The organism is Mesorhizobium sp. M2E.F.Ca.ET.219.01.1.1 (assembly GCF_004016445.2).
In the GTDB taxonomy this organism is placed as follows: domain Bacteria; phylum Pseudomonadota; class Alphaproteobacteria; order Rhizobiales; family Rhizobiaceae; genus Mesorhizobium.
In genome coordinates this window covers 790,922-811,350 of the sequence record NZ_SADT02000001.1, presented here as the reverse complement: position 1 = coordinate 811,350, position 20,429 = coordinate 790,922, and the positions used below count along the sequence as shown (strand labels likewise).

At 63.3% G+C, this 20,429-nt stretch carries 22 protein-coding genes; 10 read left to right on the top strand and 12 right to left on the bottom strand.

The window, feature by feature from the left end:
- The first annotated feature begins 28 nt into the window (after window positions 1-28).
- Entirely contained in the window at window positions 29-964 is a 936-nt protein-coding gene (locus EN862_RS03875; protein WP_095817296.1) for a ribose-phosphate pyrophosphokinase, read from the top strand.
- Here EN862_RS03875 and EN862_RS03870 read toward each other — a convergent pair.
- Together EN862_RS03870 and EN862_RS03865 are read right to left on the bottom strand one after the other, a co-directional pair.
- Window positions 961-1,527, bottom strand: a complete 567-nt coding sequence (locus tag EN862_RS03870; RefSeq protein ID WP_127864520.1) for a dihydrofolate reductase family protein — start codon at window positions 1,525-1,527, stop codon at window positions 961-963. The two genes, EN862_RS03875 and EN862_RS03870, sit on opposite strands and share 4 nt — an antisense overlap.
- A 116-nt stretch (window positions 1,528-1,643) precedes the next feature.
- Complete coding sequence (locus EN862_RS03865; protein WP_127864519.1) at window positions 1,644-2,513, bottom strand: helix-turn-helix transcriptional regulator; 870 nt, start codon at window positions 2,511-2,513, stop codon at window positions 1,644-1,646.
- A 133-nt stretch (window positions 2,514-2,646) separates the two neighbouring features.
- Between EN862_RS03865 and EN862_RS03860 the strand changes: the two genes are divergently transcribed.
- Window positions 2,647-3,876: an MFS transporter gene (locus tag EN862_RS03860; protein WP_189400955.1), complete on the top strand. Its 1,230-nt coding sequence runs from the start codon at window positions 2,647-2,649 to the stop codon at window positions 3,874-3,876.
- Window positions 3,877-3,958: 82 nt separating this feature from the next.
- On the opposite strand, the gene EN862_RS03855 is transcribed toward EN862_RS03860, so the two are convergent.
- Window positions 3,959-4,816 (bottom strand): alpha/beta hydrolase, encoded by an 858-nt coding sequence (locus EN862_RS03855; RefSeq protein WP_127864517.1) that lies wholly within the window; start codon window positions 4,814-4,816, stop codon window positions 3,959-3,961.
- A 148-nt stretch (window positions 4,817-4,964) separates the two neighbouring features.
- Here EN862_RS03855 and EN862_RS03850 point away from each other — a divergent pair, with 148 nt between their 5' ends.
- Window positions 4,965-5,408: a MarR family transcriptional regulator gene (locus tag EN862_RS03850; protein WP_127864516.1), complete on the top strand. Its 444-nt coding sequence runs from the start codon at window positions 4,965-4,967 to the stop codon at window positions 5,406-5,408.
- A 57-nt stretch (window positions 5,409-5,465) separates the two neighbouring features.
- Here EN862_RS03850 and EN862_RS03845 read toward each other — a convergent pair whose 3' ends face one another.
- A complete protein-coding gene (locus EN862_RS03845) occupies window positions 5,466-6,110 on the bottom strand; it encodes a glutathione S-transferase family protein (protein WP_127864515.1) in 645 nt (214 codons plus the stop codon).
- Window positions 6,111-6,458: 348 nt separating this feature from the next.
- On the opposite strand from EN862_RS03845, the gene EN862_RS03840 reads away from it, so the two are divergent.
- From EN862_RS03840 to EN862_RS03815, 6 genes are all read left to right on the top strand, one after another.
- Entirely contained in the window at window positions 6,459-7,103 is a 645-nt protein-coding gene (locus EN862_RS03840) for a 50S ribosomal protein L25/general stress protein Ctc (RefSeq protein WP_127864514.1), read from the top strand.
- A 24-nt stretch (window positions 7,104-7,127) separates the two neighbouring features.
- Window positions 7,128-7,850, top strand: a complete 723-nt coding sequence (gene pth, locus EN862_RS03835) for an aminoacyl-tRNA hydrolase (protein WP_127864513.1) — start codon at window positions 7,128-7,130, stop codon at window positions 7,848-7,850.
- A gap of 91 nt (window positions 7,851-7,941) precedes the next feature.
- Window positions 7,942-9,045: a redox-regulated ATPase YchF gene (gene ychF / locus EN862_RS03830; RefSeq protein WP_127864512.1), complete on the top strand. Its 1,104-nt coding sequence runs from the start codon at window positions 7,942-7,944 to the stop codon at window positions 9,043-9,045.
- Window positions 9,046-9,064: 19 nt separating this feature from the next.
- Window positions 9,065-10,039, top strand: coding sequence for a magnesium/cobalt transporter CorA (corA, locus tag EN862_RS03825; RefSeq protein ID WP_127864511.1), 975 nt, complete (start codon window positions 9,065-9,067; stop codon window positions 10,037-10,039).
- Window positions 10,040-10,153: 114 nt separating this feature from the next.
- Complete coding sequence (locus EN862_RS03820) at window positions 10,154-10,624, top strand: MaoC family dehydratase (RefSeq protein WP_127864510.1); 471 nt, start codon at window positions 10,154-10,156, stop codon at window positions 10,622-10,624.
- Window positions 10,621-11,091: a MaoC family dehydratase gene (locus tag EN862_RS03815; RefSeq protein ID WP_127864509.1), complete on the top strand. Its 471-nt coding sequence runs from the start codon at window positions 10,621-10,623 to the stop codon at window positions 11,089-11,091. The genes EN862_RS03820 and EN862_RS03815 overlap by 4 nt, the downstream gene beginning before the upstream one ends.
- Before the next feature lie 220 nt (window positions 11,092-11,311).
- Here EN862_RS03815 and EN862_RS03810 read toward each other — a convergent pair whose 3' ends face one another.
- From EN862_RS03810 to petA, 5 genes are all read right to left on the bottom strand, one after another.
- A complete protein-coding gene (locus EN862_RS03810; RefSeq protein ID WP_112127111.1) occupies window positions 11,312-11,857 on the bottom strand; it encodes an adenine phosphoribosyltransferase in 546 nt (181 codons plus the stop codon).
- A gap of 194 nt (window positions 11,858-12,051) precedes the next feature.
- Window positions 12,052-12,747, bottom strand: a complete 696-nt coding sequence (locus EN862_RS03805) for a phosphatase PAP2 family protein (RefSeq protein WP_127864508.1) — start codon at window positions 12,745-12,747, stop codon at window positions 12,052-12,054.
- 137 nt (window positions 12,748-12,884) lie between these two features.
- Window positions 12,885-13,742, bottom strand: coding sequence for a cytochrome c1 (locus EN862_RS03800; RefSeq protein WP_127864507.1), 858 nt, complete (start codon window positions 13,740-13,742; stop codon window positions 12,885-12,887).
- Window positions 13,743-13,763: 21 nt separating this feature from the next.
- Window positions 13,764-15,065: a cytochrome b N-terminal domain-containing protein gene (locus EN862_RS03795; protein ID WP_127864506.1), complete on the bottom strand. Its 1,302-nt coding sequence runs from the start codon at window positions 15,063-15,065 to the stop codon at window positions 13,764-13,766.
- Between the two features lie 17 nt (window positions 15,066-15,082).
- A complete protein-coding gene (gene petA, locus EN862_RS03790) occupies window positions 15,083-15,643 on the bottom strand; it encodes a ubiquinol-cytochrome c reductase iron-sulfur subunit (RefSeq protein ID WP_042647595.1) in 561 nt (186 codons plus the stop codon).
- A gap of 312 nt (window positions 15,644-15,955) precedes the next feature.
- Between petA and EN862_RS03785 the strand changes: the two genes are divergently transcribed.
- Window positions 15,956-16,300, top strand: coding sequence for a cupin domain-containing protein (locus EN862_RS03785; RefSeq protein ID WP_127864505.1), 345 nt, complete (start codon window positions 15,956-15,958; stop codon window positions 16,298-16,300).
- Window positions 16,301-16,312: 12 nt separating this feature from the next.
- Here the strand turns inward: EN862_RS03785 and EN862_RS03780 are convergent, their stop codons facing one another.
- The 3 genes from EN862_RS03780 to EN862_RS03770 are packed head-to-tail and all read right to left on the bottom strand — an operon-like array spanning window position 16,313 to window position 20,406.
- Window positions 16,313-16,624: a DUF6665 family protein gene (locus tag EN862_RS03780; RefSeq protein ID WP_127864504.1), complete on the bottom strand. Its 312-nt coding sequence runs from the start codon at window positions 16,622-16,624 to the stop codon at window positions 16,313-16,315.
- A gap of 9 nt (window positions 16,625-16,633) precedes the next feature.
- Window positions 16,634-18,517, bottom strand: a complete 1,884-nt coding sequence (locus EN862_RS03775) for an ABC transporter ATP-binding protein (RefSeq protein ID WP_127864503.1) — start codon at window positions 18,515-18,517, stop codon at window positions 16,634-16,636.
- Window positions 18,514-20,406, bottom strand: a complete 1,893-nt coding sequence (locus tag EN862_RS03770; protein WP_127864502.1) for an ABC transporter ATP-binding protein — start codon at window positions 20,404-20,406, stop codon at window positions 18,514-18,516. The genes EN862_RS03775 and EN862_RS03770 overlap by 4 nt, the downstream gene beginning before the upstream one ends.
- Window positions 20,407-20,429: the final 23 nt, after the last annotated feature.

Genomic DNA, 20,429 nt, shown 5'->3' with positions numbered 1-20,429 from the left:
CCTCTCCATCCTTCACCAGGAACGGTGCATGAAGCTTTTCGCGGGCAATTCCAACCGGGTGCTGGCCGAAGCGGTCGCTCGCTATCTCAACGTCCCGCTGGGGAAAGCCAGCGTCAGGCGCTTCGCCGACCAGGAAATCTTCGTCGAGATCCAGGAAAACGTGCGCGGCGAGGATGTCTTCATCCTGCAGTCGACCTCTTATCCGACCAACGACCATCTGATGGAATTGCTCATCATGATGGACGCTTTCATGCGCTCCTCGGCGCGGCGCATCACGGCGGTCATCCCCTATTTCGGCTATGCAAGGCAGGATCGCCGCGCCTCCGGCCGCACGCCGATCTCGGCCAAGCTGGTCGCCAACATGATCACCCGCGCCGGCGCCGACCGCGTGCTGACGCTCGACCTGCATGCCGGCCAGATCCAGGGTTTCTTCGACATCCCGACCGACAATCTGTTCTCGGTGCCGGTGATGGCCCGCGACGTGAAGGCCAAGTACAAGCAGCTCGGCAATGTCGTCGTCGTGTCGCCCGACATCGGCGGCGTGGTGCGGGCGCGCGCGCTGGCCAAGCGTTTCGACGCGCAGTTGGCCATCGTCGACAAGCGCCGCGAGCGCCCCGGTGAATCGGAAGTCATGAACATCATCGGCGCGGTCGCCGGCAAGGATTGCCTGCTGATCGACGACATCGTCGATTCCGGCGGCACGCTGTGCAACGCGGCCGACGCGCTGCTTGCCAACGGCGCGACCTCCGTCACCGCCTACATCACCCATGGCGTGCTGTCGGGCGGCGCCGTCGCCCGCATCGCCGGCTCGAAGCTGCAGGAATTGGTGATCACCGATTCCATCCAGCCGAGCCAGGCCGTGCTCGACGCGCCGAATATCCGGGTCATTTCGATCGCCGATCTGATGGGCGAGGCGATCTCGCGCACGGCAACGGAAGAGTCGGTCTCGAGCCTGTTCGACTAATTGTCGGTCTGCGCTGGTGCATAGCGCAGCAGCGTAACGCCTTGCGTAAAACGCTCCGTGCCGAGTGGCGTCAGCGCCAGCGACAGGCCGGACTGGAAGTAAGGCTTGCCGCCGCCCAGCACGACCGGATGCACATAGAGCCGGTACTCGTCGATCAGCCTCGCGCGCGCAAGATGGGAGGCTAACTCGGCCCCGGAGACGGAAATCTCGCCAGTTGCTTCCCCCTTGAGCGACTTTGCCACCGCCTCCGCGTCACTTCTAACCAGACGGGCATTCGGCCCGACTTCTCGGAGCGTGGTCGAAAACACGATCTTCGGCGTTTCACGCCAGGCGCGCGCAAAATCCCGCTCGACGTCTTCAGCGCCAATCTCCCGTTCGGGGCTGTCCCAGAAGCGCATGGTCTCATACATCCGGCGTCCGCAGAGCACGATCGAAGTCCGCCTCATCTCGTCGTTGAAATGCCGGTGCAATTCTTCTTCGGGAACCGGCAGGTCGATGCCTCCGCTCGGCCCGGCGATATAGCCATCCAGCGATGTCAGCATGGCATAGACGATCGTCGCCATAGGGTTCCTCCGATTTCGCCCTCCCGCAAAGGGATCATAGCTGATTGCAAATTGCAATCAGAAGTCCGGATGGAGTCCAAATCGGCAACGCATCGGCCCGATGCCGCGGCGCAGCTTCACGCGGCGAGCGGACCGCCTGCGCGCCGCGGGTTTTCACCGGCATCGCGCGCGCCGCGCATATAGCCGCGCGGCGAAGCGCCGAGCATGCGCTTGAACATGGTGGTGAAGGCCGGCACGCTGTCATAGCCGAGATCGAGCGCCACCCTGGTGATCGGCTCGCCATCGGCAAGCCTGGGCAGAGCGGCGAACAGGCAGGCCTGCTGGCGCCAGGTCGACAGCGACAGCCCTGTCTGGCGATGGAACGCACGGGTGAAGGACCGGCGGCTCATGCCAGCGGCATCCGCCCATTCGTCGATCGTCGCATGCGGCGAAGGAACCGCCACGAAGCGCCGGCAAAGCGCCGCGAGCTTCGCGTCGGATGGGAATGGCAGGCCGAGCGGCCGTTCCGGCAGGTTCGGGATCTCGTGCAGCAGCAGTCCCATGACGAGCGCGGCGCGCCCTTCGAGCTCGCCGCCCTGCGGCAGTTTCTCCGATTCAACGATCAGGCTGTGCATCAGCTCGGTGATGCCGACGACGCGCAATCCCTCCGGCAGCCCGGCAATGGCGTTCGGCATCACATAGACCGAGCGCATCGAGACATCGCCCAGCATCTCGACCGAATGCTCGGTGCCGGCCGGTATCCACATCGCGTGATCGGGCGGCACCATCCAGCGGCCGTGTTTCGTCGTCACCAGAACCACACCGACCAGCGCGTGCAGCAGCTGGCTGCGGCTGTGGCGGTGCTGCGGCACATGATAGCCGTCCGGATATTCGGTCGGCAGCGCCACCGCCGGTCCAACCGCCTCCTCCAGCCACTGCCAGCGGCTTTCATGCAGCCGGCCCAGTTCGGCGGCGTCGCCTCTGAAGATTTCCCGGCCATGCGGCATCGGATGTGGCCCACTTGCGAAACTATTGGACCAAACCACGAAAGAAGTCGTCATTCAACCCGATTATAAGGCAGCGTCCTCTCCCATGAGACTGCCTGCGGTCCGCCGCCAAAAAGACTACGGAGCATTTGCCTTGACTGATACGACCGCCAACTCCGTCGCCGCGCCGGCGACGGCAAGCAGCACCTCGGCGCAAGCGACGGTCTTTGCCGTCATCCTTTCGGTGAGCTTCTGCCACGGCATCAACGACATCATGCAGTCACTGCTGCCGGCGATCTACCCGCTCCTCAAAGAGAATTACGGTCTCGATTTCTGGCAGATCGGCCTTCTGACCTTCACCTTCCAGGTCACGGCCTCGTTGCTGCAGCCGGTGATCGGCATGATCACCGACAAGCGGCCCATGCCCTATTCCTTGCCTTGGGGCATGGCTTCGTCGCTGGTCGGCCTGATCGTGCTGGCTTATGCCGGCCACTATGTGCTGCTTCTGGTCGGCGCCTCGCTGATCGGTATCGGCTCGGCGATCTTCCATCCGGAATCCTCGCGCATCGCCCGCTTCGCCTCGGGCGGCCGCTTCGGCCTGGCGCAGTCGCTGTTCCAGGTCGGCGGCAATTTCGGCCAGTCGATGGGCCCGCTGCTTGCCGCCTTCATCGTCGTGCCCTTCGGCCAGGCCAGCATATCCTGGTTCGCCATCGGCTCGCTGATCGGCATCTTCGTGCTGTGGCAGGTCGGCGGCTGGTACAGCCGCATGCGCGCTGCGCAGGCCACCCGCAAGCAGGTTGCCCATGTGTCGCCCTTTCCGCGCAAAAAAGTGATGGGCGCGCTCGCCGTGCTGACGCTGCTGGTGCTGACCAAGAACGCCTACATCGCCTCGCTCTCCAGCTACTACACCTTCTACTCCATCCATAAGTTCGGCGTCTCGGTGCAGACGAGCCAGGTCATGCTCTTCCTGTTCCTCGGCGCATCGGCGCTGGGCATCCTGCTTGGCGGCCCGTTCGGCGACCGTTACGGCCAGAAGGCGATGATCTGGTTCTCGATCGTCGGCGTCCTGCCCTTCACACTGGCGCTGCCCTACGCCAATCTGGAATGGACGATGGTGCTCACCGTGATGATCGGCCTGATCCTGTCGTCGGCCTTCTCCAACATTGTGGTGTTCGCGCAGGAGCTGGTGCCGGGCCGGGTCGGCACGATCGCCGGCATCTTCTTCGGCTTCGCCTTCGGCATGGGCGGGATCGCCGCCGCCGTGCTCGGCGTGATCGCCGACATGAAGGGCATCGATTTTGTCTTCCAGGTCTGCTCGTACCTTCCCCTCCTCGGCCTGCTGACGGTGTTCCTGCCCAATATGAAGGAAGCAAGGAAAGCCTGACTGCCGGCCACGCCGCGAAGAGCCCAAAAAACACAAGCACCCGCCGATCGGCGGGTGCTTGTCTGCTTTCCGAACGCGGAACTCAGGCCTTGAAGAAGGCCAGCAGATCCGCGTTGATGACATCCGCATGGGTCGTCGCCATGCCGTGCGGGAAGCCCTTGTAGACCTTGAGCTCGCCCTTCTTGAGCAGCTTGATCGAAAGCAGGGCGGAGTCCGCGATCGGGACGATCTGATCGTCGTCGCCATGCATGACCAGCACCGGCACGTCGATCTTCTTCAAATCCTCGGTGAAGTCGGTTTCCGAGAAGGCCTTGATGCAATCGTAGTGCGCCTTGGTGCCGCCCATCATGCCCTGGCGCCACCAATTGTCGACAACGCCTTGCGAGACCACCGCGCCCGGACGGTTGAAGCCGTAGAACGGACCAGCCGGAACGTCGCGGAAGAACTGGGCGCGGTTGGCGGCCTGGGCGGAACGGAAGCCATCGAACACCTCGAGCGGCAGGCCGCCCGGATTGGCGTCGGTCTTGAGCATGATCGGGGGCACGGCGCCGATCAGCACGGCCTTGGCGACGCGACCGCCGCCGCCATACTGCGCGACGTAGCGCGCCACTTCGCCGCCACCCGTCGAATGGCCGACATGAATTGCGTTCTTAAGATCGAGATGCGCGACGAGCGCTGCCACGTCGGCGGCATAGGTGTCCATCTCGTTGCCGATGTCAGTCTGGGTCGAACGGCCGTGGCCGCGGCGGTCATGCGCTATGACACGGTAGCCCTTCGACAGGAAGAACAGCATCTGGGCATCCCAGTCGTCGCTGCTCAGCGGCCAGCCATGGTGGAAGACGATCGGCTGACCGGTGCCCCAGTCCTTGTAGAAGATCTGCGTGCCGTCCTTGGTGGTGATCGTGCCACTGCCGATCTTGGTCTGCGAACCTTCAGTCATCTCCATCTCCTTTGTAATTTTCGCAATAAATAATATCACGATAACGATATGCGTACCGCCATCGAGCTGGCTTGTCCATAGAAATATGTATCACGATAACATTTTCCGTGGTACATAATCGGTGCTCAGTCGGCAAAAGGATCGTGCCGTGCCTCTTCCCTTGGACAACCAGCTCTGTTTCACGCTTTACGCGACCAGCATGACAATCAATCGTACCTACAAACCGATGCTGGACGAAATGGGCATCACCTATCCGCAATATCTCGTGCTCAATGCGCTGGGTGAGGCGGACGGTATGTCGGTGGGCAGCATCGCGCATCGGCTCGCCCTGGAATCGAGCACGATCACGCCGCTGGTGAAGCGAATGGAACAGGCCGGCCTCGTCACCCGCCAGCGCAGCCAGACCGACGAGCGCCAGGTGCAGGTCGACCTGACCCCTAGCGGACGAGCCCTGCTCGTCCGGTGCAATTGCCTGAACGAGACGCTGATCGAGCGCTCAGGCATGAAGCTGGCCGAGCTCGATGCCCTGAACCGGCAAATCCAGAAATTGCGCGATGCGCTGAGCGGCGGCCAGGCGGTCGACGCCGCCTAGGCAATTCCTGGAAAAAGCCTAGCCGTTTCCGTCCGGAATTGCGCAAAGCCATGCGGGTTACGCCTCCGCCTTAACCGGCGGCAGCGGCGGCGCCTCGAGCCCCTGGAACGGGTCGCGCCAGGCGTCGATCGCTTCCAGCCGGCCGTACCAACGGCGGATCGACGGATAGTCGTCGAGCGGCAAGCGAGCGGCATCGTTAAAAGGCAGGAATGTCGCCATGCGGAAATCCGCATAGGAGATGGAATTGCCGACCAGCCAATCGCGCGACGAAAGCTCAGGCTCGAGGGCCGCCGCGGCCTTGTGGAACTGCCTCAGCCCCTCCTCCACCAGGGCCTGATCGATGGGACCCAGCCCATAGCGCTGCTTGGTGCCGCGCTCGAAATGCACCATGTCGCAGGCGAAGGCGAAGCGTTCCTTGCCCCAGCTGATCCAGCGGATCATGTCCGGCTCATCGTCCCCACCACGCCAGAAATCCGAACGCATCTCGCGCGAAAGCCGGCAGGCGATGGCGTCCGTCTCCCACAGGCTCCATCCCACGCCGACCAATATCGGCAAGGTCAGATTGGGGTTGAGCGCGCGGTAGCGCTCGGCCTGCCCCGGCGCCATCGGCGATGCGAATTCAAAGGCGATCTCCGCCTTGAGATAGCGCGCGGCCGCGACAGCGAGGCGAGGATTTGGATTGCGGCTGAACAGAAGTTTCATAGTGGTCCCCACGGGCTGGTTGCACGCCGCAGGACGGCTGGGAACCACCCGATCCTACATTTGTCGAATGGGATTTCCGGTTTATGCTTGTCAGCGCTGGAAAACACCCTGCAAGCCTTCCAGTCCAACCGCTTGCGCCGTCGTCCGCCTTCCGCTATAGAGCCGCCACCCGCGTAGACACCCTTGGAGGCAACGCGGAGGAAGGCCGGCCAGGCCTCGCATGATCCCCAGACGCATTTGGATCGCCAAACGCATCGGACAGATCGTGCAAGGCCGCGACGGCTTTCGACGTTTACGGTTGGCCTCGTGCCTGCCGCAAGCGCTCCATAACACGCGAAAGGAAATGCCATGAGCCACGATACTTACGAGCTCAAGGCCGAAGCGCGCGAACAGGTCGGTAAGGGGTCCGCCCGTGCAGTTCGCCGCGACGGTAAAGTGCCTGCAGTCATCTACGGCGACAAGCAGCCTCCCCTGGCGATTGCGCTGAACTACAAGGACCTCTTCTACAAGATCCATGGCGGAGGGTTCCTCACCACGGTCGCCACGATCGATGTCGACGGCAAGAAGATCCAGGTCCTGCCGAAGGATTTCCAGCTCGACCCGGTCAAGGATTTCCCTGTCCATGTCGACTTCCTGCGCATCGGCAAGGACACCGAGGTCAATGTCGACGTGCCCGTCCACTTCATCAATGAAGACAAGTCGCCCGGCATCAAGCGCGGCGGCGTGCTCAACATCGTTCGCCACGAAGTCGAGTTCCACTGCCCGGCCAACGCGATCCCGGAATTCATCACCGTCGATCTCGCCGGCACCGACATCGGCGACTCGATCCATATCTCGGCGGTCAAGCTGCCGGCCGGCGTCAAGCCGGTCATCTCCGATCGCGACTTCACCATCGCGACCATTGCCGGCTCGTCGGCAATGAAGCCGGAGGCAGAAGCCACCACCGAGGTGGCTGCGGCCGAACCTGCGGCCCCCGCGGCCGAAGAGAAATAATCATTTCTGCACCCGGAGGCGGCGATGCTTGTCTTTGCAGGCCTCGGCAATCCGGGCGCGAAATACGAAAACAACCGGCACAATGTCGGCTTCATGGCGGCGGACGCGATAGCCCGCCGCCATTCCTTTTCGCCCTGGTCGCGAAAATTCCAGGGCCTGATCTCAGAAGGCACGCTCGGCGGCGAGAAGGTGCTGCTGATCAAGCCGCAAACCTTCATGAACCTGTCCGGACAGTCGGTCGGCGAGGCGCTGCGCTTCTACAAGCTCGAGCCGTCCGCGCTCACTGTCTTCTACGACGAGATCGACCTTGCCGCCGGCAAGCTCCGGGTCAAGGTGGGCGGCGGTTCCGGCGGTCATAACGGCATCCGCTCGCTCGACCAGCATGTCGGCAACGCCTATCGCCGGGTGCGCATCGGCGTCGGTCATCCCGGCGTCAAGGAGATGGTGCACGGCCATGTGCTCGGCGATTTCGCCAAGGCGGACCGCGAATGGCTGGATGTCCTGCTGGACGCGATCTCCGACAACGCCGCGCTGCTCGCCAAGGGCGACGACAGCTCCTTCATGAACCGCGTCACGCTCGCCTTGCGTGAAAAACTCGTGCCGACCGGCGATGATGACCGCCCGCCGCCCAAACCGCCGAAGCAGCAAAGCCACGTCCGCCAGGCGCGGCCGCAGCAGCCGGCGGCAAAAATCCCCGAAAGCGGCCCGATGGCCGCGATGCTGAAGAAGCTGTTCGGCAAGGAGTGAGCGTCGAAGGAACGATGCTCGGGGCTTGACGTTCGTCGCCCCTATCGCCCATAGCCCTCACCAAATTGAATTCCGACAGGACTGGACGAACATGGGTTTCAAATGTGGCATCGTTGGCTTGCCCAACGTCGGCAAGTCGACGCTGTTCAACGCGCTGACCAGGACGGCGGCCGCGCAGGCCGCCAACTATCCCTTCTGCACCATCGAGCCGAACACCGGCGAGGTGGCGGTGCCGGATCCGCGCCTGCAGAAGATCGCGGCGATCGGCAAGTCGAAGGAGATCATCCCGACCCGCATCTCCTTCGTCGACATTGCCGGCCTGGTGCGCGGCGCCTCCAAGGGCGAAGGGCTGGGCAACCAGTTCCTTGCCAACATTCGCGAGGTCGACGCGATCGTGCATGTGCTGCGCTGCTTCGAGGATGATGACATCACCCATGTCGAGGGCCGCATCGACCCGGTGGCCGACGCCGAAACCGTCGAGACCGAGCTGATGCTCGCGGACCTCGAAAGCCTTGAACGCCGCATCGTCCAGGTCCGCAAGCGCGCCGCAGGCAAGGACAAGGAAGCCATGGCCGTCCTGCCGATGATGGAGGCGTCGCTCGAATTGCTGCAGGCCGGCAAGCCGACGCGCTTCCTGTTGAAAGGCATCGCGCCGGAGGACCTGCGCATCCTGCAGGGGCTGAACCTGCTCACCTCGCATCCCGTTCTCTATGTCTGCAACGTCGCCGAGGCGGACGCCGCCACCGGCAACGAACACACCAGGGCGGTGGAGAAGATGGCGGCCGCGCAGGGCGCCGGCACGGTGGTGATCTCGGCGGCGATCGAGGCGGAAGTCGCCCAGCTTTCCGACGAGGAGGAAATGGAGTTCCTTGCCTCGATCGGCCTCGACGAGCCTGGCCTCAACAAGGTGATCCGCGCCGGCTACGAACTCTTGCATCTGATCACCTACTTCACCGTCGGGCCGAAGGAGACGCGCGCCTGGACGATCCACAAGGGCGATAAGGCGCCGCAGGCGGCCGGCGTCATCCACACCGACTTCGAGCGCGGCTTCATCCGCGCCCAGACCATCTCCTACAACGACTTCGTCACGCTGGGAGGCGAAGTGGCCGCCAAGGAAGCCGGCAAGGCGCGTGACGAAGGCAAGGACTATGTCGTCCAGGACGGCGACATCATGCTGTTCAAGTTCAACACCTGATCTCCAGGGAGACCCGGCGATGATAAAAACCTTCGTCGTGGACAATGACCGCCTGCGCCTCACCGAGGATCTTGCGGCGGATGGCGACAGGGTCGTCTGGGCCGATCTCTTCAATCCGACCAAGGAGGAAGAGGCGCGCATCGAGAGCTGGCTGGGGATAGCGATCCCGACCCGCGAGGAGATGGAGGAGATCGAGATTTCGAGCCGCCTCTACGTCGAGGACGGCGGCTACTTCATGACCGCCGTGCTGCCGGCGCAGACCGAGGCCGACGATCCGCTGATGTCGCCGGTGACCTTCGCGCTTGCCGGCAACCGGCTGATCACCATCCGCTACCACGAACCGAAGGCCTTCAAGACCTTCCCGCTGCGCGCCGAAAAGGTGGCGACCGGCTGCACCAGCGGCGACACCATCCTGATCGGCTTGCTGGAAGCGATCGTCGACCGTCTGGCCGACATCCTTGAGCGCGCCGGCCGCGACGTCGAAGCGATCTCGCGCGACATTTTTGAGGCGCGCTCGACCAAGGCCTCCAAACGCAACCGCGATTTCCAGGAATTGCTGAAAGGCATCGGCCGCAAGGAGGACCTCGCTTCTTCCGTTCGCGACAGCCTGATCTCGTTGCAGCGCCTCGCCGGCTTCCTCGCCCATGTCGCGGACCAGACCAAGATGAGCAAGGATGTCCGCGCCCGCATCAAGACGCTGTCGCGCGACGTGCTCTCGCTCGCCGACCATGCCACCTTCCTGTCGCAGAAGATCTCCTTCCTGCTCGACGCAACGCTCGGCATGATCTCGATCGAACAGAACGCCATCATCAAAATCTTCTCGGTCGCCGCCGTCATCTTCCTGCCGCCGACGCTGGTCGCCTCGATCTACGGCATGAACTTCGACATCATCCCCGAGCTCAAATGGGAGTTAGGCTACCCCTTCGCCATCGGCCTGATGGTGGTCTCGGCCATCCTGCCCTTCTGGTATTTCCGCCGCCGCGGCTGGCTCTGACGGCGTCGGCCGGCGACGGCTGGCTTACCAGAAATCACTTGACCAAATTGCCTTGGACCTTCATCCGGAAATGCCCGATTTGGGGACCACGCATTCGTCAACCGGATTGCCAGCATGACCGGAAAGACCTGGGCCTATGAGGATTTCGCGGAGGGCGCCTCGCTCGACCTCGGCAGCAAGGACGTAAGTGCGGCCGAGATCATCGAATTCGCCTCGGAGTTCGACCCGCAGCCGATGCATCTCGATGAGGAAGCCGGCAAGGCGAGCATCCTCGGCGGGCTTTCGGCTTCGGGCTGGCACACCTGCGCGATGTTCATGCGCATGCTTTGCGACGCCTTCCTGCTCGATTCGACCTCTCAAGGCTCGCCCGGTATCGAGCATGTGAAATGGAAGAAGCCGGTTCTGGCAGGCGACCGGCTGACCGGGAAGGCCACCATACTTTCCAAGCGCCAGTCCAAATCGAGGCCTCAGCTCGGCTTGATCACCATGCGCAGCGAGCTCTTCAACCAGCGCGGCGAATGCGTCTTCGAGCTGGAGAACACCGGTATGTTCCTCGCGCGTGATGCCGCTCAAGGCCAATCATGACACTCGACGAATACTTCCTGATCGGCGAAACCGTCACGCTGGGCTCGCATAAATTCGAGGCCGACGAGATCAAGGCGTTTGCCAGGAAATACGACCCGCAAATCTTCCATGTCGATGAGGAGGCGGCAAGGAAGAGCGTGCTCGGCGGGCTTTGCGCTTCCGGCTGGCATACCGCCGCCACCTGGATGAAATACAACCTCGAAAAGCGCATGGAGACCGAGGGCGTGCGCTGGACCGGCCCCGGCCCGCAGCCCGAATTCGGCCCCTCGCCCGGCTTCCGCAACCTCAAATGGCTGAAGCCGGTCTATGCCGGCGAGACGGTGACCTTCACGCGCACCGCGCAGGCGCACCGGCCGCTTACCGGACGTCCCGGCTGGAACCTGCTCACGCTGCGCTCCGAAGGATTTGACTCCACCGGCGACAAGGTCATCGAATTCGACAGCGCCGTGCTGGTGAAGGTGGAGTAGTGAATGGTGAATGGTGATTAGTGATTAGTCAGTAGTGATCCGCATAGATTCGCGCTCGAACAACCTACCTTCACTCTTCACTCTTCACTCTTCACTCTTCACTCTTCACTCTTCACTCTTCACTCTTCACTCTTCACTCTTCACTCTTCACTCTTCACTCTTCACTCTTCACTCTTCACTCTTCACTCTTCACTATTCACTATTCACTATTCACTATTCACTAATGCCCCTCATACCCGATCAGCGTCCTGACCGGCACGCCGAGCGCTTCCAGCTTCTTGCGGCCGCCGAGGTCCGGCAGGTCGATGACGAAGCAGGCCGCGACGATGTCGGCGCCGATCTGCCTGAGCAGCCTGACCGCTGCTTCCGCGGTGCCGCCGGTGGCGATCAGGTCGTCGACCACGATCACCTTCTCGCCGGGCGAGACGCCGTCCTTATGCATCTCCATCTCGTCCAGGCCGTATTCGAGGCTGTATGCCACCCGCACCGTTTCGTAGGGCAGCTTACCCTTCTTGCGGATCGGCACGAAGCCGGCCGAGAGCTGGTGCGCCACGGCGCCGCCGAGGATGAAGCCGCGCGCCTCGATGCCGGCGATCTTGTCGATCTTCAGCCCGGCATAGGGATGCACCAGCTCGTCGATGGCGCGGCGGAAGGCGCGGGCATCGCCAAGCAGCGTGGTGATATCGCGAAACAATATGCCGGGCTTGGGATAATCCGGAATGGTGCGGATGGCCGCAAGCAGCGTGTCTTCGAGGGAGGATTTCATTGAGGTTTTCCGCGTGTCCGGCTGTCGGATTTGGCGGCGTCGGCCATTGCTGCCCGACGCGACCGACAAGGGCTACCGCGATGTCGCGCCAGAGACAAGCACATCCGGCAAAGCATCGGTGCCGACCGGCCTCCGCCATAACAAAAAGGGCGCGCGCGAAAGCGCCCTTCGAAAAGCAGGCGCTTACCTTGCAACTACATGCCGAGATCCGAACGCAGTTCGGAGCGCGCCACTTCGAACTCGGCCTTGAAATCGGGACGGCTGAGCAGGACCGCGGCAATCACGCTGCCCGAAATCTTGCCCATCTCGATGTCGGACGGATAGTGGATGCCTCCGACCACGCGGTTATGCGCATATTCGGCCGCGCGGGCCATGATCTCGGCGCGCTTTTCCGGCACCATGTCGGCGAGGATAATGCCCATCATGGTGCCGACCGTGGCATGGCCCGACGGCCAGGAACCGGAGTTCGACAGCTTGACGACCGGCTTGACCAGATCGCTGAGCTGATGCGGGCGCGGACGCCTCCAGACATCCTTGGCCGGATCGACGACGGCGCCTTCCGTGGCCACCACGCGATCGAAGAAGGCGCTGAACTTCGGCAGCGTTTCCTTGTTGAACTTCGGCCCCATGACATCTGCGAACCGCCAGACATTCTCCTCGGCATCGGCGATGGCGCGCTTTTCCATCTCGGGCGTACGCGTCATCTGCAGCGTCAGCACTTCGCCAAGCTCAGCCTTCGTCTCGGCGGAGTCGTTCGCCGGCGGCGGCGGCAGGATCATCGTCAGGTCGATATCCTTGTTGGTGACGAAAGGCTGAGCCTCGTCGGCATGGGCAGTGTATCCGGTGATGAGCAGCAGGAAACCGGCCGCGAGGGATGCGTATCTTTTCATGGGTGCGATCCTTTGATGAGGGCAAGGCAGGATCGCCGCGCGCGATGACGGCCATGTGACAGGGCCGTCATCGTGGTCCCGAAATACAAAAGGGCGCCTGAGGGGCGCCCTTTGAAGCTTTACGATTTGGTCGCGCCTCAGTGCGCGACGTCGGCCCACACCCTGCGCTTGGTCATGTAGACCAGCGCGCCGAAGAGCAGCAGGAAGACCATGACGCGGAAGCCGGTCTTCTTGCGGTCCTCCAGATGCGGCTCGGCGGCAAACATCAGGAACGCCGCGACATCGCGGGCATACTGGTCGACGGTCTGCGGCGCGCCGTCGTCATAGGTCACCTGGCCGTCCGAGAGCGGCTTCGGCATCTTCAAGGACACGCCGGACAGGAAGTACGGATTGTAGTGCGTGCCTTCCGGGATCACCATGCCGGCCGGCGGCGTCTGGTCGTAGCCGGTGAGCAGCGAGTGGATGTAATCCGGGCCGCCCTGCGCATACTGGGTGAAGATATCGAAGATGAAGCGCGGGAAGCCGCGCTCGACGCCGCGCGCCTTGGCGAGCAGCGACATGTCCGGCGGGGCGGCGCCGCCATTGGCGGCAGCCGCGGCCTGCTCGTTCGGGAACGGCGCCGGGAAGTGATCCGACGGCTTGCCGGGACGGTCGAACATGTCGCCGGCGTCGTTCGGGCCGTCATGGATGGTGTATCCGGCGGCCAGCGTCTTGATCTGCGCCTCCGAATAGCCAAGCCCTTCCAGTGTGCGGAACGCTACAAGGTTCATCGAGTGGCAGGCCGAGCAGACTTCCTTGTAGACCTTGAGGCCGCGCTGCAGCTGCGCCTTGTCATAGGTGCCGAACGGACCAGCGAAGCTCCAGCTCATTTCCTTCGGTTCGTTGATCGGGAAATGCGTCGGCGCGGCCGGGTTGTGTTCCTCTTCGGCGGCGATGGCAGCGGTACCCGCGACCACCAGGCCGAGCAGCGCCAGCGAGGTGAGAATCTTTTTCATACCCAAAATCCCCTCAGATTCTCAGCCCTTGGTTTCCGGCGCGGCGGTCGCGCCTGCCGGATGTCCGCTGCCGCCCTTGTTCTTTTCCAGCACCGCTTCGGTGATCGAGTTCGGCAGCCTGCGCGGCGTCTCGATCAGGCCGAGCACCGGCATGATGACCAGGAAAAAGGCGAAGTAGAACAGCGTCGCCATCTGCGCCATGAACACGTAGGCGCCTTCCGCCGGCTGCGAGCCCAGCCATCCGAGCAGGACGGCGTCGGCCACGAACAGCCAGAAGAACAGCTTGTACCACGGACGATAGACCGCCGAGCGCACCTTGGAGGTGTCGAGCCACGGCACCAGGAACAGCATGGCGATGGCGCCGAACATGCACAGCACGCCGCCGAGCTTGGAGTTGATCGGGCCGATGTTGAAGGTGATGGCGCGCAGGATCGCGTAGAACGGCAGGAAGTACCATTCCGGAACGATATGGGCCGGCGTCTTCAGCGGGTTGGCGACCGTGTAATTGTCCGGGTGACCGAGATAGTTCGGCAGATAGAACACGAAATAGGCGAAGAAGAACAGGAACACGATCATGCCGAACGCGTCCTTGATGGTCGCATAGGGCGTGAAGGCAACGGTGTCGGTTTTCGACTTGACCTCGATGCCTGTCGGGTTCGACTGGCCCACGACATGCAGCGCCCAGATGTGCAGCACCACGACGCCGGCGATCATGAACGGCAAAAGGTAATGCAGCGCGAAGAAGCGGTTCAGCGTCGGATCGTCGACCGCGAAGCCGCCGAGCAGCAGCTGCTGGATCCAGTTGCCGACCAGCGGAATGGCGCTGAAGAAGCCGGTGATGACAGTGGCGCCCCAAAAGCTCATCTGACCCCAGGGCAGCACATAACCCATGAAGCCGGTGGCCATCATCAGGAGGTAGATGATGCAGCCGAGGATCCACAAGAGCTCGCGCGGCGCCTTGTAGGAGCCGTAGAACAGGCCGCGGAAGATATGGATGTAGACGGCGACGAAGAAGAACGAGGCGCCATTGGAATGCAGATAGCGCAGGAGCCATCCCGAATTCACGTCGCGCATGATCTTCTCGACCGAATCGAAGGCGAGATTGGTATCGGACGTGTAGTGCATCGCCAGCACGATGCCGGTCAGGATCTGCGAGACCAGCATGATCGACAGGATGCCGCCGAACGTCCACATGTAGTTGAGGTTGCGCGGCACCGGATAGGCGACGAAGCTGTCATAGATCAGCCGCGGCAGCGGCATGCGCGCGTCGAACCAGCGCTCGATACCGGTCTTGGGCGTATAGGTCGAGTGTCCCTCGCTCATCGATAATGTCCCCTGCCTCAACCGATAAGGATTTTGGTATCGGAAATGAACTTGAATACCGGGATCGCCATGTTCTCCGGCGCCGGGCCTTTGCGGATGCGGCCGGCGGTGTCGTATTGCGAACCATGGCACGGGCAGAACCAGCCGCCGAAATCGCCTTCCTGGCCGAGCGGGATGCAGCCGAGATGGGTGCAGACCTGCACCATCACCATCCAGGCCTCCTTGCCGGGCGTGGTCCGGTTGGCGTCGGTCGCCGGCGCATCGGACGGCAGGTTGGCGTTGCGCGCGATCGGGTCCTTGAGATCGGCGAGATTGACGGCTTCGCCGTCCTTCATTTCCTTTTCGGTGCGGTTGCGCACCACCACCGGCTTGCCGCGCCACTTGACGATCAGCGAAGAGCCGGGCTGCAGGGAGGAGACGTCAACCTCGACCGAGGCCAGCGCCAGCGTCGAGGCGTCGGGGCGCATCTGATCGATGAACGGCCACGCGACGGCTCCGGCGCCGACAACGGCGGCCATGCCGGTGGCTACGTAGAGAAAATCGCGACGGTTGGGATCGTGGATGTCGGTTGCGCTCACGGGTGCCTGATCCTTTCGCCTCTTCCTAACCGGAGGCCGAGCCTTGTCCCCGCTCAATCGCACCTGCCCGACAGCGCATGGCGAACAGGCTAGCGAATTCCTCCGGCATTTGGATTTTCGGTTTATGCGTGCGGCCCCTTTTTGTCCAGCGGGGTGAGGCCACAAGGGCAGATTGTCGCGGGGTTGCGCCGCGGCGGTCGCCGGCGTGTCCTCGCTGGGCTGCTTGGCAGGGCGAAACACCGCGGAATCACGGGCGAAATCGGGTCCGCGTTCGCCTCGACATCGGCTCTTGGCCCGGTCTATTCTGCCGCCATGGCGCATGTCATTGAACGCGACAGCTGGGCCGAAGCCCCCGACCGCTGGAAAGGCGAGCTGCAATGCGGCCAGTTCGGCGCCAATTCCTGCCTGATCTTCAACTATCAGTCGACGATCGGCGGCGGCCCGCGCCTGCACAAGCACCCCTATGCGGAGATCTTCGTCATCCGCTCCGGCACCGGCCTGTTCACCATCGGCGACCAGGAGATCAAGGCCACCGCCGGCCAGATCCTGATCGTGCCGCCCGGCACGCCGCACAAATTCACCAATCTCGGCCCCGGTCCGCTCGAGAGCACCGACATCCACGAGAACGGCCACTTCATCACCGAATGGCTGGAGTAGCTTGCCGGATTCCTAGCTGGCCCCGAGCCTGACCAGCACGGCTCTCGGAATGTCGTATTCCCTGATAACCGCATCGTGCTTTCGCAGACCGCAAAGCTCGCGCTGGATGAAATAGGCGTGCACGGCCGCGGCAGCTTCCTTCAGCAGCCGGTTGTGATGCTCGCCTTCGCCACCCTCGCGCAATCTGGCAAGGGTTTCCTCCACACGCTGTCCGGCGCGGCCGAGCGCAGCGGCCTTTTCGGCGAGGATTTCGTGGCCGAGCAAGTCGAGCGCGCTTTCCTGCGCGCTTGAGCGTCCGAAATTGGTGGGCATGCGTACCGACATGACGCCGTTCTACTCCGCCGGCCGCGTCTCTGCCAGCGCGCTTTCCTCGTTGAACAGGAAGCCGCCGGACTGCCGTTTCCAGAGCCGCGCATAGAGCCCGTCGAGCGCGACCAGCTCGTCATGCGTGCCTTGTTCTACGATGCGCCCGCCGTCGAGCACCACCAGCCGGTCTAGTGCCGCGATGGTGGACAGCCGGTGCGCGATGGCGATCACGGTCTTGTTCTCCATCAGCCGGGTCAGATTCTCCTGGATCGCCGCCTCGACATCCGAATCGAGCGCCGAGGTCGCCTCGTCGAGGATCAGGATCGGCGCATCCTTGAGGAAGACGCGTGCGATCGCCACGCGCTGCCGCTGCCCGCCGGAGAGTTTCACGCCGCGCTCGCCGACATAGGCCTCGTAGCCGGCGCGGCCCCTGGTGTCGCGCAGCCCCAGGATGAAGTCATGCGCCTCGGCCTTTTTTGCCGCGGCGATCACCTGCGCGTCGGTGGCATCCGGCATGCCGAGCTTGATGTTGTCGCGCAGCGAGCGGTGGAACAGCGCCGTTTCCTGGCTGACGACGCCGATATTGCCGCGCAGCGAGTTCTGCGTGACCCCGGCGATGTCCTGGCCGTCGATCAGGATCCGGCCGCCTTCGAGGTCGTACAGGCGCAGGATCAGATTGGCCAACGTCGTCTTGCCGGCGCCGGACGGGCCGACAAGGCCGACCTTCTCACCCGGATGCACGACAAGGTCGATGCCGTCGAGCACCCCTGCCCCCTTGCCGTAATGGAAGGTGACGTTGCTGATGTCGATGCGGCCGCCGGCAACCACCAGTTCCTTCGCATCCGGCGCGTCGGTGAGGCCAAGCGGCTGCGAGATCATCGCCTTGGAATTCTCCAGCACACCGAGGTTTCTCAGAATGCCGTTGAGCTGCATCATCACCCGCCCGAGCAGCATGTTGAGCCTGAGGACGAGAGAAAGCGTGAAGGCGACAGCGCCGACCGTGATCGAACCCTCGACCCACAGATAGATGGCGAAGCCGGCGATCACGGTGATCATGACGCCCGACAGCGTCGTCAGCGCCATGCGCACGCCGGTCAGACGGCGTGTGAACGGCCGCAGCGCGTCGAGATAGATGTCGAAACCGTTCCTGATGTAGCGGTCGTCGCCATCCACCGAGAACAGCTTCAGCGTCTGCATGTTGGAGTAGGAATCGACGATGCGGCCGGTGATCATCGACCCGGCCTCGGCGGTCGCCTCGGCATGCTTGCGGATCTGCGGCAGATAGAGTTTGGCCAGCCAGCCGAACACGGCGATCCAGACCACCACCAGAACCGCCAGCCTGAGGTCCAGGCCGGCGACCAGCGCCAGCGTCGTCACGGTATAGATGATCATGAACCAGATGACCTCGATGAAGCTCTCCATCAGGTCACCCGTCGCCTGCCCCGCCTGCCAGACTTTTGTCGCGATGCGGCCGGCGAAATCGTTCTGGAAGAAGGCATAGGACTGGCGCGAGACATGCCGGTGCGCCTGCCAGCGCACCAGATTGTAGAATCCTGGCGTGATCGTCTGTTCGTCGACCAGCGCCGACAGGCCGACGACGGCCGTGCGGATGACGAGCACCACCGCGCCCATGAACAAGAGCTCGGGGCCGGCCGCGGCCCAAAGCGCATGCCAGCTGCGTTCGCCGGGCAACTGGTCGAGGATGTCGACCAGCCTGCCGACGAAATAGAACAGGCCTGCCTCGACCAGAGGCGCGATGCCGCCGATGATCAGCATGGCGAAGAAGGCGAGCTTCGCCTGTCCGACATAGTGCCAGAGGAAGCCGCCGACGCTGGCAGGCGGCCGCAAATTGGCGGGCTCGCGGAACGGGTAGACCCAGTGCTCGAACCAACGATAGATGGCCTGCATCATTCGGCGGCTTCACCTTTCGTCGGCAGATCGTCGGCGACGAGCTTTTCCTCCAGCAGGAAGCCACCCGACTGGCGCCGCCAGAGCTGTGCGTAGAGCCCGCCCTTGGCGATCAGCGCCTCATGCGAGCCGTCCTCGACGATGCGGCCCATGTCCATGACGACGAGCCGGTCCATCGCCGCGATGGTCGACAGCCGGTGCGCAATGGCGATGACGGTCTTGCCCTGCATGAGCTTGTAGAGGTTCTCCTGGATGGCGGCCTCCACTTCCGAATCGAGCGCGGACGTCGCCTCGTCGAGAATGAGGATCGGCGCGTCCTTCAGCATAACGCGGGCAATCGCGATGCGTTGCCGCTGGCCGCCTGAGAGCTTCACGCCGCGCTCGCCGACAAGCGCCTCATAGCCTCTCTGTCCATGCGGATCGGTGAGCCCGGCGATCACATCGTCGATCTGGGCGGCTTTGGCGGCGCTGACCATCGCCTCGTCGCTGGCCGACTGGCGCCCATATTTGAGATTCTCGCGGACCGACCGGTGCAAGAGCGAGGTGTCCTGGTTGACGAAGCCGATCGCCGCGCGAACGCTCTCCTGCGAGACGTTGCGGATGTCCTGCCCGTCGATCAGCACCTTGCCATCCTGCACGTCGAACAGCCGCAACACGAGATTGACCAGCGTCGACTTGCCGGCCCCCGAACGGCCGATCAGGCCGACCCGCTCGCCGGGCGCGATCTTCAGCGACAGATCGTCGATGACGCCGCCTTTGCCGTCCTTGCGCCAGTAGTTGAAGTTCACCCGGTCGAACTCGATGCCGCCGGCGGTCACGACGAGGGCCGGCGCGTCAGGCTGGTCCTGCATGACGATCGGCCGCGCGATCGTCGTCATCGAGTTGCTGGCGACGCCGATCTGCCGGAAGACGTTGGCGCCGACATCGAGGATCCTGCCGGAGATGTTGGCGATCTGCAGCGCGAACGGTATCGCCGTCGCCACGGCCGCGGTGGTCATGGCGCCGGCGTTCCAGCCGGCAAGCGCCAGCCAGCTCACGGCGATGAGCAGCGCCGCGTTGAGCACGAACAGGGCCGACCACATCAGCGTGAAAACGCGCATCAGCCGGTAGAACGTGTCGGCGTGCTCGACTACCGCCTGCGAGACATATTTGTCTTCGTGCTCGCCGGTCGAGAATGTCTTCAACGTCAGGATGTTGGTGTAGCTGTCTACCATGCGGCCGCTCACCTGCGACCACCGCTCCGACAATTGGGACGAGCGTTGCGTGATCCTGGGCATCGCGGACCAGAAGATCAGGCAATAGAACACCAGCCACACCGCCACGACAGCCAGGAGGAGCGGGTCGAGCCGCGCCAGCACCACGATAGCGACGGCGACGAAGACCAGCGCATACCAGACGGCGTCGACGGTGAGGTTGACGCTCATCTCCACCGAATCGCCGCTTTGCATGACCTTGGTTCCGATGCGGCCGGCAAAGTCGTTCTGGAAGAAGGACCAGTCCTGGCGCACGACATGCCAATGGCTCTGCCAGCGGATGAGGTCGATGAGATTGGGCGCGATGGCGTGGTTGCGGATCAGCGCATCGACGACCATCGACAGCGGACGCAGCAGCACGACGAAGGCCATCAGCAAGAGCAGCGGCCCATGCGCGGCGAAGAAATCGCCCGGCTTGGTGCTGGAGAGCAGGCCCACGATCAGGCCGACGAAAATCGGCAGCATCGCGTCCACGATCGCCGCCACGGCAACGATGATCATGCGCAGCCGATAGGCGGCGCGAAACTGCCTTATGAAATACCAGTAGAACCGCCAAAGCCCCATTGGCGGCTGCCGGTCGTCGGCCAGCGCCACCGGCGAATAACGGCTTTCGAACCAGGTGAAGATGCGGTCGAACATTTTTCTCTCGTGGAGGCCACAAA

What these genes read in the sequence shown, in the direction of transcription:
- EN862_RS03875 (WP_095817296.1), top strand. Translation starts at nt 29, where the DNA reads ATGAAGCTTTTCGCGGGCAATTCCAACCGGGTGCTGGCCGAAGCGGTC.
- EN862_RS03870 (WP_127864520.1), bottom strand. Translation starts at nt 1,527, where the DNA reads ATGGCGACGATCGTCTATGCCATGCTGACATCGCTGGATGGCTATATC.
- EN862_RS03865 (WP_127864519.1), bottom strand. Translation starts at nt 2,513, where the DNA reads ATGCCGCATGGCCGGGAAATCTTCAGAGGCGACGCCGCCGAACTGGGC.
- EN862_RS03855 (WP_127864517.1), bottom strand. Translation starts at nt 4,816, where the DNA reads ATGACTGAAGGTTCGCAGACCAAGATCGGCAGTGGCACGATCACCACC.
- EN862_RS03845 (WP_127864515.1), bottom strand. Translation starts at nt 6,110, where the DNA reads ATGAAACTTCTGTTCAGCCGCAATCCAAATCCTCGCCTCGCTGTCGCG.
- EN862_RS03840 (WP_127864514.1), top strand. Translation starts at nt 6,459, where the DNA reads ATGAGCCACGATACTTACGAGCTCAAGGCCGAAGCGCGCGAACAGGTC.
- pth (WP_127864513.1), top strand. Translation starts at nt 7,128, where the DNA reads ATGCTTGTCTTTGCAGGCCTCGGCAATCCGGGCGCGAAATACGAAAAC.
- ychF (WP_127864512.1), top strand. Translation starts at nt 7,942, where the DNA reads ATGGGTTTCAAATGTGGCATCGTTGGCTTGCCCAACGTCGGCAAGTCG.
- corA (WP_127864511.1), top strand. Translation starts at nt 9,065, where the DNA reads ATGATAAAAACCTTCGTCGTGGACAATGACCGCCTGCGCCTCACCGAG.
- EN862_RS03820 (WP_127864510.1), top strand. Translation starts at nt 10,154, where the DNA reads ATGACCGGAAAGACCTGGGCCTATGAGGATTTCGCGGAGGGCGCCTCG.
- EN862_RS03815 (WP_127864509.1), top strand. Translation starts at nt 10,621, where the DNA reads ATGACACTCGACGAATACTTCCTGATCGGCGAAACCGTCACGCTGGGC.
- EN862_RS03810 (WP_112127111.1), bottom strand. Translation starts at nt 11,857, where the DNA reads ATGAAATCCTCCCTCGAAGACACGCTGCTTGCGGCCATCCGCACCATT.
- EN862_RS03805 (WP_127864508.1), bottom strand. Translation starts at nt 12,747, where the DNA reads ATGAAAAGATACGCATCCCTCGCGGCCGGTTTCCTGCTGCTCATCACC.
- EN862_RS03800 (WP_127864507.1), bottom strand. Translation starts at nt 13,742, where the DNA reads ATGAAAAAGATTCTCACCTCGCTGGCGCTGCTCGGCCTGGTGGTCGCG.
- EN862_RS03795 (WP_127864506.1), bottom strand. Translation starts at nt 15,065, where the DNA reads ATGAGCGAGGGACACTCGACCTATACGCCCAAGACCGGTATCGAGCGC.
- EN862_RS03785 (WP_127864505.1), top strand. Translation starts at nt 15,956, where the DNA reads ATGGCGCATGTCATTGAACGCGACAGCTGGGCCGAAGCCCCCGACCGC.
- EN862_RS03780 (WP_127864504.1), bottom strand. Translation starts at nt 16,624, where the DNA reads ATGTCGGTACGCATGCCCACCAATTTCGGACGCTCAAGCGCGCAGGAA.
- EN862_RS03775 (WP_127864503.1), bottom strand. Translation starts at nt 18,517, where the DNA reads ATGATGCAGGCCATCTATCGTTGGTTCGAGCACTGGGTCTACCCGTTC.
- EN862_RS03770 (WP_127864502.1), bottom strand. Translation starts at nt 20,406, where the DNA reads ATGTTCGACCGCATCTTCACCTGGTTCGAAAGCCGTTATTCGCCGGTG.